Genomic DNA, 13,644 nt, shown 5'->3' on the forward strand with positions numbered 1-13,644 from the left:
GTGTTTGAATGAACAGTGAATTTAAAGTTTTGGAAAAGGATGAACGGAGCTATCTTGTGGCGGAGCCTTTTGAAAAGCTGGGTGTTATAAATGGATTTTCACGCAGGCTTGGTGGGGTTAGCAGCGGAAAAATCAGCGGTTTAAATTTTGGATTCAGAGTAGGCGACGATTCTGATGCGGTTTTAGAAAACTATAGACTGCTTGCTGAAGACTTAGGTTTTGATATACGCCGTGGAGTTTGCGCAAGACAGATGCACACGGATAATATACGTATTGTTACTGAAAATGACTGTGGAAAGGGAATTTTTCAGCAGGAGAGCGATATTCGTGACACAGACGGTCTGATAACAAACCAAAGAGGTATTGCTTTAATAATATTTTCAGCCGATTGCGTCCCTTTGCTTTTTTATGACCCGATTAAACAAGTTGTTGCGGCTTCACATGCCGGTTGGCGGGGAACTGTTAAACAAATCGGCGGTAAGACTGTGCGTTTAATGAAGGAAAAATTTGGCTCAGACCCTAAAGATATAATTGCCGCTATCGGACCGAGTATAGGCAAGTGCTGTTTTGAGGTGGACCGTGATACCGCTTCATTGTTTGACGAAAAATATTGTGTTTCAAAGCCAAATGGTAAGTTTCATGTTGATTTGTGGTCCGTTAATAGAGATAATTTGGTTTCAGAAGGGTTAGAACCTATAAATATTTATATATCGGATGAGTGCACAATATGCAATTCGGATAAATATTACTCATATCGTGTGCATAAAGAAAAAACCGGACGGCAGGTGGCGGTTATTGCTCTGCCTTAATTTTTAGATATAGGCTATAGGCTTCATTTTTTGAAATTCCTAATATCTCAGAGGCAGTGCGGGAGAGTTCTTTTCCTTTCATGCCGTCATTTATCAGTTTAAGTATAACCGTTTCAGCATCGGGCAAATTCGCTCGGTGTTTTTCTTTTATTTCCTCAGGGTCAGCGCCTTTTATTATTAGAACAAACTCACCTTTGGGAGGATTGTTTTCAAAATGTTCAACTGCGCCTTCTAAAGTAGTTCTTATATATTCCTCATATTTTTTTGTTATTTCCCTCGCGGCGGTTATTTGACGTTTTCCTCCGAATGTTTCAAGCATATCGGCAAGGGTCGCTTTGAGTTTATGCGGCGCTTCATAGAATATCATAGTTCTCGTTTCGTTTTTTAAACTGAGGAGGTGATCTCTGCGGCTTTTTTTGTTTACCGACAAAAATCCTTCAAAAGTAAACCGTCCTGTTGGAAGTCCGGAAGCCACAAGTGCAGTGGAAAAGGCGCATGGACCTGGCAGAGCTTCTACTTTGATTTCATTTTGTACGCAAAGCATAACGATATCCTCTCCCGGGTCTGAGATTCCGGGCATTCCGGCGTCTGTGACCACAGCTATATTACATCCGTCTAAAAGTTTTTCAATTAAATGGGCGCCTTTTTCTTTTTTGTTATGTTCATAATAGCTGGTTATTGGCTTTTTTATTCCCAAATGATTCAATAATTTCATACTGACCCTTGTGTCTTCAGCTGCAATCAAATCTACGGATTCAAGTGTTTTAATAGTTCTCAGTGTTATATCGTCAAGATTTCCGATTGGGGTCGGACATAAATATAATTTACCTTTCATAACTTTCTCCTTCGCTTTTATCTTTTAATTCGGCGGTTCTTTCATATATTAAATTAATTTCATCGGTATATTTTGCGCCTGTTTCTTCATATATATATAATGGAGGCTCTAGGACAAGTTTTGGCCTTCCGCAGTAGGTTCCTTCTAAAAGTATCATTGTGGCAGTTTTTTTATAAGAAGGATGTACAAATCTGAGTCGTTTAGGTTCAATTTTATAGTTTCGCATAAGTGTAACAAGGTCTATCAATCGTTCAGGACGATGTATCATAGCAAGCTTTCCGCCGGGCATTAGCAGTTCAGATGAGCTTTTTATAATATCCTCAGCATTACACAGTATCTCGTGCCTGGCAATCGCCGCAGAATTGTGTTTACTTATAAGCCCTCCGCCATATTCTTTGTATGGAGGATTGCAGACTATATTATTGAAAGAACTTTTTCCAAATATATCGCTGGCAAACTTTAAGTCTCCGCAGACCATATTAATTTTTTTAGATAAATTATTTAGGATTACAGAGCGTGATGCCATATCTGATACATCTTTTTGAATTTCCAGGCCGATTATTTCTTCTGCGGCAGATTTGTGAGATAATAGTATTGAAATTATACCGTTACCGGCACACATATCCATTGTTCTGGAACCGGATTTTATCCCTTTTGAGGCGAAATGTGCCAGCAATACTGCGTCCACGCCAAAACAAAACTGATTTGGATTCTGTATCAGTTTTAAATTATTTAAATGAAGGTCGTCAATTCTTTCGTTTTTGTTTAATAAAGTGTTATTCATTGTATTTTAATTCCTTTTTTGAGTTCATATAATGTTCATATTTGCGCGTTTATGTTCATAAAATGTTAACATGTGCAAACTGTATAATAAAAATTGATTTTCATTGTGCAAAATAAACAAAAGAGTAGTTTGTTTCAGAAATATAACAAAATAAAATCAACGCAAATTCGGTGTTTACGAAAGCTTTATCTTAAAATATTTCTTAATATTACAACTCTGTTACATTTGTATTACAATGCAAAAAATGAGTTTTTTCGCTATAATTTCCTGATATAATGCCATAAAAATAGTATAACAGAAAAGTGGATTGAGCACAATAACCAAAATTGGCAATCGTCAGGAAAAAAGAAGAGCAAATAAAAGAAAAAAGCTAAAATTATTAGAATATAAGAGAAAACATTTGATTTTGTGCCGGTGCTGGATTTAAACTTGACTTAGACGATTTGAGACAATTTTGAAGGTTTGACGGATTTTCTAAGTCAATATATAATAGCCAGCGTGACAGAGATAAGGAATATTGTTTTATTCCAAAAATTTATTTGAGGTGATTCGATGTTTACAAGACTGATGAGAAAGTTACACTTATCAGCCAAAAATTGTGCAGCAGCTGCTTTATGTTCAACTTTTATTGTAGCAACATGCTGTAGTTTTGCATATGCAACTCCGAGTACCGTTACGATTTGTGACGGAGACAATACTCCGATTACGGTAAAAACAAGTGATACCAGCGTTGGTAAAGTTTTAGCAAAGCAAGGTATATCACTTAATGAGGGCGACGAAACAAATGTTGCTTTAAATGATACGGTTTCAAATAATTCAGTAATTCAGATTAACAGAGCTATACCGGTTAGAGTTACTATAAACGGTGTTACTAACGAGTATAGCACAACAAAAAAGCTTGTTTCAGATGTTCTTGCTGATGTTGGCGTTGAGGCTTCCGATGATGAGGTCACACCAAGAATGACAGATGTTATTGAAGCCGGTGACGAAATCATTGTAAACCAGGAAGAGAGCCAGATAGTAACAGTATCTGAAAGAATCTCGTATCAAACAGAAGAAGTTGAAAATGTGAATTTAGCTCCGGGGCAGAGAGTTGTTACAAGAGAAGGCTCTGACGGAGAAAGAGAAATCACATATAAGATTTATTATCAGGACGGCGCTGAGATATCAAGAGAAAGAATCGGTGAAATTGTATTAGCAGAGCCGGTAAATGAGATAGTTGAATATTCACCGCAGGAAGAATTTGAAGTTGGAAAAATACCTGCTTCTAGACCTACAAATTATTCAAGAGTAGAAACATTTACAGCGACAGCATATGACGCGTCTTATGAAGACAACGGTCCTTGGGCCGGCGTTACATCAACAGGTATGCCTATGGGATATGGTGTAATCGCAGTTGACCCGACGGTTATTCCTTACGGAACAAAGATGTATATTGAGTCTGCTGATGGAAAATATATTTATGGTTACGCCATTGCAGGAGACTGCGGCGGAGCTATAAAAGGCAAGAGAGTAGATTTATTCTACTGGTCTAAGGCTCAGTGTAATGAGTTTGGAAGACGCGCAGTAAATATTTATTTCTTAGATTAATAAAACATGACCGCCTAAGCTTAGGCGGTCTTTTTATTTTGATTACAAAACCTGAATATTACTTGACCTTTAATACTAAAAGTGTTATCATTATATAAATTTATTGATGGAGGTATGACTTATGTCTAATTATTCAAACCAGGATAAAATACTTGAAATACTGCACAACGACTGCAGACTGCCCTTAGAAGAGATTTCGGTAATGACCGGAATCGCCGCACAAGAAGTCGCCGCCATCATCGACGATTTAGAAAAAGACGGTACTATTTTAGGTTATGGCGCTAAAATTAATTGGGATAAAGCGGCAGGCCCGGATTCTGTTACTGCTTATATAGAGCTTCGCGTTACTCCGCAGAGAAACCAGGGTTTTGATAGAATAGCTGAGAGAATATACCAATATCCTGAGGTTAAGTCCGTCAACCTTATGAGCGGAAGTTATGATTTTGGAATTACTGTTGAAGGTTCTAATATAAAAGAAATTTCACTTTTTGTGTCGCAGCATTTGGCTCCTATGGAATCTGTAGTTGGAACCGCCACTCATTTTGTCTTAAAACGCTATAAATTTGACGGTATAGTATGCTCGCAGCCTGAGAAGGATGAAAGGGAGGTAATATCCCTATGAGTTTTAATCCTGAAAAAATGATAAATAAAACGGTAAGCAGTATGCCGCCGTCCGGTATAAGACGTTTTTTTGACGTTGCGGCCGAGATGGAGGACTGCATATCTTTAGGAGTTGGAGAGCCTGACTTTGTCACTCCGTGGCATATTAGGGACGAGGGAATTTATTCTCTGGAAAAGGGGCATACGCATTATACTTCAAATTCAGGATTAAAAGAACTAAGAGTTGAAATCTGCAACTATATGAAACGCAGATTTTCTTTGAATTATAATCCTGATGACCAGGTAGTGGTTACCGTCGGCGGAAGTGAGGCTATCGACCTTTTTATACGTTCTATAGTTGAGCCGGGTGATGAAATTTTGGTATGTGAACCTAGTTTTGTGTGCTACAAGCCTATAGTATCATTAGCCGGAGGAATACCGGTGGTTATAGAGACAAAGGCAGAGAATGATTTTAGATTGACGCCTGAGGAATTAAAATCAGCTATAACAGACAGAACCAGAGCCGTTGTGCTTCCGTTTCCAAACAACCCAACCGGAGCTGTTATGACTAAGGAAGACCTTGAAGGAATAGCTGACGTTTTAAGAGGAACAGATATAATGGTCTTATCAGATGAAATATATGCTGAACTTACATATGGTGATAAAAGACATGTATCTATTGCTGAAATTGACGGTATGTATGAAAGAACTGTTGTTGTCAGCGGTTTTTCAAAAGCGTATGCTATGACAGGTTGGCGGCTTGGATACGCGGTAGGTCATCCGGCCTTGATAAAAGCTATGACAAAGGTTCATCAGTATGCGATAATGTCTGCGCCTACAACCGCTCAGTATGCCGCAATAGAGGCGTTAAAAAACGGTGACAGTGACATAGAAACGATGAGGGATGAATATAATTACCGCAGACAGGTTATAGTCGCAGGTTTTAACAAGCTAGGGCTTAGCTGTTTTGAGCCGAAGGGCGCGTTTTATTGTTTCCCATGCATTAAGAGCACAGGTATGGATTCAAATACTTTTTGTGAAAACTTATTATACAGCAAGAGACTCGCTGTAGTGCCGGGCACTGCATTTGGCGAGAGCGGAGAAGGCTTTATTAGGTGTTCATATGCTTATTCAATAAAAAATATAAATGAGGCTTTAAGCAGAACAGAAGCATTTTTGAAAGAAATTAAAAGATGATTTTCCATACTAAAATTATGGATTATTCGAAATGTACTGTGATAAAAATAAATATAAATAACAAAACTGATTCCTTTTAATTGAGGAATCAGTTTTTGTTTTATTGTGTATTTTATAAAATGCTAATTTAGATTTTTGTTTTTATCTCGCTTTCATGGGAAAGAAATCAAATCTCGGCTCAAGAAATTTTAATCTGTGTTCTGTTTCGCCGTTAGCTTTTGCTAAATCTGTAAGGGTGTCAAAAACATGCTCCCAGTTCCATATGTCTTTGCCAAATCCTAAATATTCACAGAGCAGTTCAGTACCTTTTGGAGCGACAGGGTGCATTAGCACCATAGCGGTTTTTACCATATGCAAGGTATCTATCAGCACCTGATTTCTCTTTTCAGGATCAGCTTCAGCGTCTTTAATATTTTTTGCCCAAAATTTGTTTGCATTTCTTATATAGGTGTCCATCAGATTCATAACTGTGTGAAACTCAAACTTATACATAGCGTGTTCATATTTTAGTATAGTCTCTTTTGCGTCATGCAGCACCTCTTCAGAAACCTGACCCATAGGCATAATTGGTTCTCCGTATTTTTGAATGGTATAAAAGCATGAGCGCGCTACTCTGTTAAACACATTGGATAACATTTTGCCTTCGCGCTCTACAGGGTCAGCGTCTTTTTCGCCGGCTGACGGGTTCAGAGGTTTCGGCTGGAAGCTAACGCTTTTTAAGCTTAGTCCTAAACCTAAAAAATGCGCTCTCAGCTGTTCCGCAGTATAATACTCCAGCAAATCCTCAGCCATTGGAGGCTTAATATCTCCGCTGCTGCTTGCTTTTTTGTTAAGAAACAAAATATGGTTGTTGGCAACAAGCGTGGGGAGCGTATACTGTCCGTCAGACGGGAATGCTGTCAGATTTTCCTTGCCTTGAAGCGCTATGAACATTGCCATTTCAGCTATTCCGTAAAAATATATATTATCTTGACCAATGAACTGGAACACTTCAGAATCAGTGCTTTTCCAATATTTTTCCCATTCATCTTCGGGTTTTCCCTGCTGTTTTAAATATGTCTTTGTAAACGAAATCGGTGCCCATAATGATTCGGGCCATACCCAAATTGTCAGCCCATCTTCGCCATCCAGTACAGGAGCTGGAACGCCCCATTCGATGTTGCCTGTAAGGCGGAACGGAACCAAAGTTTTGCCGGCGCGGAACCGTATGTTATTATCGTTTAACAGTTCTTTTGCTTTGTCACGGTCATTCAAATTTATAAATTCGATAGAAAATGAGGTCTTGTTGTCCTCCAAATTCAGAATATGCTCCGGCATTTGTGACTTGATTGCGGTGTATTCGTCTATAAAGTCTTTTTTAATGTAAATCATCGGAGGAAGCATAAATTCTTTTATTGTGTTGTATACAAGCGGCCGTGAATTGCCTTTTTCAGGAAGGCTGTCAACATATTCGTTCATCAGTTCATTAAACTTTGTTATGTCAATGTACCAATTCACAACGTCACGCATTTCAGGAGTTTCGCCTGTTAATGTGCTTTTGGGGTCAATCAGGTCAGCCGGCATATATTGGTGCCCCAGCGAACACTCGTCTGCATATGCTTTGTCGCTCTGGCATTTATCAACAGGACATTTTCCTATGACCTGTCTGCCGTTTAAAAATTGTCCTGCTTTAGCGTCATAGAATTGAGAGGTTACCATTTTCTCGAGATGTCCGTTTTCGTACCATTGCTGCATTAATGCACTGCTTACGGCAGCATGTACATCTTTGGACTCTCCAAGTCCTGAAGCGGCAAAGAGATTTAAGCTTATATCATATTTGCCAAGAACTTCTTTCTGACTTTCATGGTTTATTCTGACAAAATCCTCAATGCTTCCGTCGAATTCCCCTGTTTCGCAAAGTTTTCTGTAACTTTCGACAATAGGTGAGCCGTAACAGTCAGTACCTGAAACAAATATAACGTTCTCTTCTCCAATACGGTCGCGCAGAAAACGCGCAAAACAGTCTGCCTGAACAAATACGCCGCCTACATGTCCAAAATGAAGCTTTTTGTTGCCGTAAGGCATACCTCCTGTCACAACTGCCCTTTTGGGAAATGATGGTCTAGGGAGGTCAAATACACTTATTTTTTTAGGTCTGTACTGCTCATTATTTTGATTGTTTTTACCCATGTTTTTTCTCCTTCTATATAAAAACAGAATCTTTTGTAGTTTATATTTTAACCTGCAATAGCCAAATTAATCCTTCTTGTCATTTCGTCTTCGCCGATTATTTGACATATCTCCCAAAGGTCGGGCGAGTTAGTGCGTCCTGTTATAGCTACACGTATAACTCCGCTGACGTCGCTGACGCTGCCCTTATACATATCGGGATTTTTTTTGAAATCTTTTGGTTTCACGGCATAACCCATTGATTCGGTAATATCTCTGATTTTTTGAAACCATTCGGAATTGTCGTCTTTTATATTAAACGAGGTTAAATATTGTTTTAGAATTTTATATCGGTCTTCCTTAGATACCCTTTCAGGAAATTCATCTTCAACTTTAAACGTTTCAGGGAAGTAGAATGAGAAGAAATCGCGTGCCTGTTTCCAGCTTGTCAGGTCTTTTCTCGGTCTGTTTCCGTTTCTGCCAACGTCAATGATTTTTTCGGAATAATTTTTGTCTCGGGTAAACAGCTTATAAAATTCAGGGTCATATTCTTTGAGCCAATCAGAAAATTCGTCATAAATCTTATTTGCCGGTGTTCTTAGAAGAACCTCGCGGCTGACATCCTCGAATTTCATAATATCAAACAGCGCTCCCGAATTGCTCATTTTGTCTAAACTAAATTTAAAGTCATCAATCGGGGCGTCGGGATTTTCTAATCTCCACTCTTCAAAATTGGAATTTAAAACAGTCATGAGATATTCCCAAACAGCTCTCGGTGCATATCCTTCACTGCGGTAATATTCGAGACCAAGCTCAGGGTCTTTTCTCTTTGAAAGTTTTCTTTTTGTGTCACCGTCCATTTTCATCAGAACCGCTGTGTGGCAGTATACAGGTCTGTCAAAGCCTAAGGCGTCAAATAACTGAACGTGTATCGGCAGAGTTGAAAGCCATTCCTCGCCTCTTACCACATGGGTTGTTCTCATTAAATGATCGTCTATAACATGAGCGAAATGATAAGTTGGTATACCATCGGATTTGAGCAGAACAAAATCCTGATAGTTTTCAGAAACGTTCAGCATTCCTCGAATCCCGTCATATACTTCAACGTGGTTATTTTCGTCTCCGTTTGACTTAAATCTCAGAACATATTTATCGCCGTTTTCAATCCGTTTCTTAATATCATCTATAGAAAGGTCACGGCACTTTGCCCATTTACCGTAATATCCGAAATTGAGCTTGTCCGAAATCTGTTCCTCGCGCATTTTTGAAAGGTCGTCCTCCGAACAGAAACAAGGATACGCCAGCCCCTTCTTTACCAGCTCTTTGGCGTAGCATTGATAAACTTCTTTTCTTAAACGCTGGCGGTATGGTCCATAAGCTCCATTATCACCGTCGACAGAGGCGCCCTCGTCAAAGTGAATACCAAAAAAGTCCATAGCTGATATAACCAGCTCAACTGCGCCTTCAACCTCGCGTTTGGCGTCTGTATCCTCAATTCTGAGAAAGAACGTGCCGCCGTTTTGATGAGCGAGTCTCTCTCCTATTATTGCGTTGTATAGATTACCTAAATGCACAAATCCTGTGGGGCTTGGGCCTATACGCGTGACCGGCGCGCCTTCCGGAAGGCTACGTTTGGGATATTTTTCTTCATAATATTCAGGTGTTTTATCAATACCGCCGAAAAGAAGTTCGGCAAGCTGCTCATTTTTATTCATTACAAAATCTCCTAAACCAATTAATAATATAATACCAAGTATTTTACTATTTTTTCCTAAATAAGTCAAGTATTCGCTGGTTTTATTATATGGTTGATTTCAGAAGTTTCATACTTAAAAAATCTGTGCGAGCAGGACTGACATAACCATTCCGCACAAATCCGCACTTAGCGCGGCAAATAACGTGTAGCGTATATTTTTTATTCCAACGCTTCCAAAGTATACAGCTATTGTATAAAAAGTGGTTTCAGTAGAGCCCATCATTATTGACGCTATTTTGCCCTGCATAGAGTCAGGTCCCAGGTGTTCAAATATATCGGTTACCGTAGCCAGCGCCGCACTGCCGGAAATCGGTCTTAAAAAACTAAGCGGAACTACTTCCGGCGGCATATGTATCAAATTGGTAACAGGGGAGATTGCGTTGGTGATTAGTTCAAGACATCCGCTTTCACGGAACATAGCTATTGCCACCATAAGTCCTATAAGTGACGGAACTATGTTAAATGTGGATTCAAGCCCCATTTTGGCTCCGGATACAAAGCAATCATAGATATCAACCTTTTTTACAAATCCAAAAATCAGAAAAATAAATATAAAAAATGGGACTGAGTACATAGATACTATTTCCATAGTTTATGCCCCCTGTCTTTTTGATGCGTCTGAAATAGTTTGGCGACAGTGATTCCAACAGCCAGCGCGCATAATTCACATATCCAAATAGGCAGAATGACCTCGCCCGGGTTTGCCGAGCCATAGCTTTGACGAAGTGATATTAGGGTAGTTGGTATCAGCTGCAAAGAGGCTGTGTTTAATACCACAAACATACACATTTCATCAGTGGCGGATTTTTTGCATTTGTTAAGCTTATCCAGTTCTCCTACAGCTTTGATTCCTAAGGGAGTTGCCGCGTTGCCCATTCCGAGCAGGTTTGCTACCACATTCATAACCACGCTTCCGAACGCGCTTGATTTTGGGTCAAGTTTTGGAAATATAAATTTTAATATTGGATTTAAGGCTTTGGCTATAATTTTTATTAAGCCGCCTTCTTCACCTATTTTAGATATACCTGTCCATAGACACATTATACCTAAAAGTGAAATGCAAAGAGTGACAGCGTCTCCGGCTCCGCTGACAGCCGCCGCCGCGGTCTGTTCAACATGTCCGGTAAATACCGATACTATAAGTGATATTATTATCATTCCGCCCCATATGTAGTTCATCATAAGCATTACCTCTCTTGTATAGTGCAATAGAATTATTGTTTTGTAATATAAGTTTTACTAAATTGTAAACAGCATTCTTCATGATTCTCCATAAATATTGGCCGAATGTATGTATAATACTGTATGGTAATATTTGTAAATAAATGTTTTGACCATAGTATTTAAGGGAAACACGAAAATTTTGTCACTTAGGCAACTCGTATATATTGTATAATATATTGGCTCAGTGCACTATATATTCCGGTTTTGATTTGATTATAAACCTCTCTTTTCGACAAAATACGATTATATTGTCCACTTTTCAAAATCGTTAAAATTATTATAAAAAACGCTTGCATAAAGCAAGGGCTTGTAGTAGAATATACGTGGTGGGGGAAAGTGTACTAAAGTGTATTAATATGCCATGAAAGTGGTACGAAATGACTTAAGTGTGGAGCACATTGCCCTAAAACCAAAAAAGTTGGTTGAAAGGAGGCGGCAAAATGTTAATAGGTGAATATATGCAAACTGTGGACGCTAAGTTCAGGGTTAACATTCCATCTAAGTTTAGAACCGATTTGGGTCAGACTTTTGTCGTCGCTAAAGGAATCAACTGTATTTCGATATATCCGAAAGATGAATGGATACGGTTTTTGGAAAGTTTGAAAGATATGAAAAAACTTAGGTTTTTCTCTGCCGGTTCAAGTGAGTGTGAACTTGATACGCAGGGAAGGATAGTTGTTCCGGTCAGTCTTCGTGAATATATTGGTCTTCAGAAAGAAATAGCGGTTATAGGTGCGTTCAAGCATGTTGAGATATGGAATAGGGATAAGTGGTCGGAGTATTTTGACGACGACGCTTATAAGGCCGAAAATATAGAGTCAATTATGGAGCAGGAAGATTTTATATAGAAATTTGAACGCAGAGGAAGCTTCTATGGAATTTAATCATATTTCAGTTTTGTTGAATGAAAGCGTTGCAGCGCTGAACGTAAAGCCTGAAGGAGTGTATCTTGACGGCACGCTTGGCGGCGGCGGACATTCGTCTCTTATATGTGAAAAACTTGGCGAATCCGGAACTCTTATCGGTATTGACCGAGATACTGCCGCACTTAATGCAGCCGGTAAAAAACTTGAAAAATATAAGTGCAGGAAATTAACTGTTCACGATAATTTTTTTAATGTAAAAAATATTTTAGAAAGTCTTAAAATCCCTAATATTGATGGAGCAATTCTAGATTTGGGCGTGTCATCTCCGCAGCTTGATGAGGCAGAACGCGGATTCAGCTATAATTCCGATGCACGGCTTGATATGAGAATGAACAGGGACGACAAACTGACGGCATATGATGTTGTTAACAATTATACTTTTGATGAACTGAAACAATTGCTGTTCAGGTTTGGAGAGGAAAAGAATGCCTCAAAAATAGCCGCTAATATAGTGAAAGAAAGAGAAAGAAAGACAATAGAAACAACGCGGGAGCTAAGTGAAATTATAAAGAGGTCATTTCCTCCGAAAAAAAGGTATGGGGACAAGCATCCTGCCAAGAGAAGTTTTCAGGCTATTAGAATAGAGGTCAATCATGAACTTGATGGTCTGAAAGAAGCAATTTGTGATTTTATAGAATGTTTGAAGCCGGGCGGACGTTTGGCTGTGATAACCTTTCATTCGCTGGAGGATAGAATTGTAAAGACTGCTTTTGCAGAATTGGCCAGAGGATGTACCTGCCCGAAAGAATTTCCGGTTTGTGTTTGCGGAAACTCGCCGAAGATAAAGATAATAAACAGAAAACCAATAGTTGCCGGAAAAGATGAACTTGAAAAAAATAACAGAGCCCATAGTGCAAAATTACGAATAGCAGAAAAAATATAATCGAATGTTAAAAAGTTTAATTGAAAGGGATGGTAAAGTGCCTGAGAAACAAAAGACAGCATATAGAAGACAAGCACCTTTGTCGCAAAGCAGGAATTACCGGGCGGAAACAAGAGGCACTTCATCATATGGCGGTGCTTATGGTGCTCCGCGTTATCAGGAGAACATGAATTATAGGTATCCCGGAATAAACAGCACTGAAATCAGAAACACTCAGTATGCAGGTACAGAAAGACTAAGAACAGGCAGTTATGAGAGCAGAAAATCTTATAGAGCCCAAAGCGGTGTATATCAGGAAAAGAGACCGAGTTCGAATCGGAGAGGTAATTCAACTGTTAATATTCAGGATAAATCATATATGAGGGGGTATTATCCACCTGTGTATACGGCTCCGTCAGAAAGGCCTATGGCAAACGGAATGCGGACATCATCAGTTTCCGTTTATGAAAGGCCGCTGGGATATACCGGCGGAACCACGGTGACTGTTCCGGGCAGAGAGGTTCAGAGAAAAATTCTGACCCGTGAGGAGCGGTTAGAAAATAAAAGAAAATTAAAGGCTCGTGTATTATCTATTTTAGGCATAGCAGTGATATTTTTAATGTGTGTGCTGATGCTTTACAGACAGAGTGCAATATTTGGTAAAAATCAGGAAATAGAAACGTTGAATTCAGAATATAGTAAAATTCTTGTCACAAACGAAGGAATACAGTCAAGTATAGATAAATCAATTGAACTGGGAAACCTTGAATCAGTCGCTAAAAATCAACTGGGAATGGTTAATCCGGATTCGTCTCAGATATTTTATATAGATATGGGAATAAAGGATGAAGTAGTTAAATCTTCTTCTTCAAAATAAAATGAAATACAAAATGGGTATAAAAGTTATTAAAAT

At 38.9% G+C, this 13,644-nt stretch carries 13 protein-coding genes; 7 read left to right on the forward strand and 6 right to left on the reverse strand.

Annotation, left to right across the window (positions count from 1 at the left end; genetic code table 11):
- Nucleotides 1-8 precede the first annotated feature (8 nt).
- Nucleotides 9-809: a peptidoglycan editing factor PgeF gene (pgeF, locus tag B9O19_RS06770; protein ID WP_102365705.1), complete on the forward strand. Its 801-nt coding sequence runs from the start codon at nt 9-11 to the stop codon at nt 807-809.
- Here the strand turns inward: pgeF and rsmI are convergent.
- Together rsmI and B9O19_RS06780 are read right to left on the reverse strand one after the other, a co-directional pair.
- On the reverse strand, nt 793-1,644 hold the full coding sequence (rsmI, locus tag B9O19_RS06775; protein ID WP_102365706.1) for a 16S rRNA (cytidine(1402)-2'-O)-methyltransferase: 852 nt from the start codon (nt 1,642-1,644) through the stop codon (nt 793-795). The two genes, pgeF and rsmI, sit on opposite strands and share 17 nt — an antisense overlap.
- On the reverse strand, nt 1,634-2,428 hold the full coding sequence (locus tag B9O19_RS06780; protein WP_102365707.1) for a tRNA1(Val) (adenine(37)-N6)-methyltransferase: 795 nt from the start codon (nt 2,426-2,428) through the stop codon (nt 1,634-1,636). The genes rsmI and B9O19_RS06780 overlap by 11 nt, the downstream gene beginning before the upstream one ends.
- Before the next feature lie 552 nt (nt 2,429-2,980).
- On the opposite strand from B9O19_RS06780, the gene B9O19_RS06785 reads away from it, so the two are divergent.
- From B9O19_RS06785 to B9O19_RS06795, 3 genes are all read left to right on the forward strand, one after another.
- Nucleotides 2,981-4,018 carry a 3D domain-containing protein gene (locus B9O19_RS06785; protein WP_102365708.1) on the forward strand — a complete coding sequence of 346 codons (1,038 nt, stop codon included), beginning with the start codon at nt 2,981-2,983 and terminating at the stop codon, nt 4,016-4,018.
- A 121-nt stretch (nt 4,019-4,139) separates the two neighbouring features.
- Nucleotides 4,140-4,640 (forward strand): Lrp/AsnC family transcriptional regulator, encoded by a 501-nt coding sequence (locus tag B9O19_RS06790; RefSeq protein ID WP_102365709.1) that lies wholly within the window; start codon nt 4,140-4,142, stop codon nt 4,638-4,640.
- Nucleotides 4,637-5,815, forward strand: coding sequence for an aminotransferase class I/II-fold pyridoxal phosphate-dependent enzyme (locus B9O19_RS06795; protein WP_172620955.1), 1,179 nt, complete (start codon nt 4,637-4,639; stop codon nt 5,813-5,815). Before B9O19_RS06790 ends, B9O19_RS06795 begins: the two co-directional genes overlap by 4 nt.
- A 141-nt stretch (nt 5,816-5,956) precedes the next feature.
- Here the strand turns inward: B9O19_RS06795 and B9O19_RS06800 are convergent, their stop codons facing one another.
- From B9O19_RS06800 to B9O19_RS06815, 4 genes are all read right to left on the reverse strand, one after another.
- Nucleotides 5,957-7,984 carry a class I tRNA ligase family protein gene (locus tag B9O19_RS06800; RefSeq protein ID WP_102365710.1) on the reverse strand — a complete coding sequence of 676 codons (2,028 nt, stop codon included), beginning with the start codon at nt 7,982-7,984 and terminating at the stop codon, nt 5,957-5,959.
- Nucleotides 7,985-8,031: 47 nt separating this feature from the next.
- Nucleotides 8,032-9,678 carry a glutamate--tRNA ligase gene (gltX, locus tag B9O19_RS06805; RefSeq protein WP_102365711.1) on the reverse strand — a complete coding sequence of 549 codons (1,647 nt, stop codon included), beginning with the start codon at nt 9,676-9,678 and terminating at the stop codon, nt 8,032-8,034.
- Nucleotides 9,679-9,792: 114 nt separating this feature from the next.
- A complete protein-coding gene (locus B9O19_RS06810) occupies nt 9,793-10,308 on the reverse strand; it encodes a spore maturation protein (protein WP_102365712.1) in 516 nt (171 codons plus the stop codon).
- Nucleotides 10,299-10,901, reverse strand: a complete 603-nt coding sequence (locus tag B9O19_RS06815) for a nucleoside recognition domain-containing protein (RefSeq protein ID WP_102365713.1) — start codon at nt 10,899-10,901, stop codon at nt 10,299-10,301. The genes B9O19_RS06810 and B9O19_RS06815 overlap by 10 nt, the downstream gene beginning before the upstream one ends.
- A gap of 482 nt (nt 10,902-11,383) precedes the next feature.
- Here B9O19_RS06815 and mraZ point away from each other — a divergent pair, with 482 nt between their 5' ends.
- The 3 genes from mraZ to B9O19_RS06830 are packed head-to-tail and all read left to right on the forward strand — an operon-like array spanning nt 11,384 to nt 13,608.
- Nucleotides 11,384-11,791, forward strand: coding sequence for a division/cell wall cluster transcriptional repressor MraZ (gene mraZ, locus B9O19_RS06820; RefSeq protein WP_102365714.1), 408 nt, complete (start codon nt 11,384-11,386; stop codon nt 11,789-11,791).
- 25 nt (nt 11,792-11,816) lie between these two features.
- Entirely contained in the window at nt 11,817-12,752 is a 936-nt protein-coding gene (rsmH, locus tag B9O19_RS06825) for a 16S rRNA (cytosine(1402)-N(4))-methyltransferase RsmH (RefSeq protein WP_102365715.1), read from the forward strand.
- Between the two features lie 4 nt (nt 12,753-12,756).
- Nucleotides 12,757-13,608 (forward strand): FtsB/FtsL family cell division protein, encoded by an 852-nt coding sequence (locus tag B9O19_RS06830; protein WP_102365716.1) that lies wholly within the window; start codon nt 12,757-12,759, stop codon nt 13,606-13,608.
- The last annotated feature ends 36 nt before the right edge of the window (nt 13,609-13,644 follow it).

This window comes from Monoglobus pectinilyticus (assembly GCF_002874775.1).
Taxonomy (GTDB): Bacteria; Bacillota; Clostridia; order Monoglobales; family Monoglobaceae; genus Monoglobus; species Monoglobus pectinilyticus.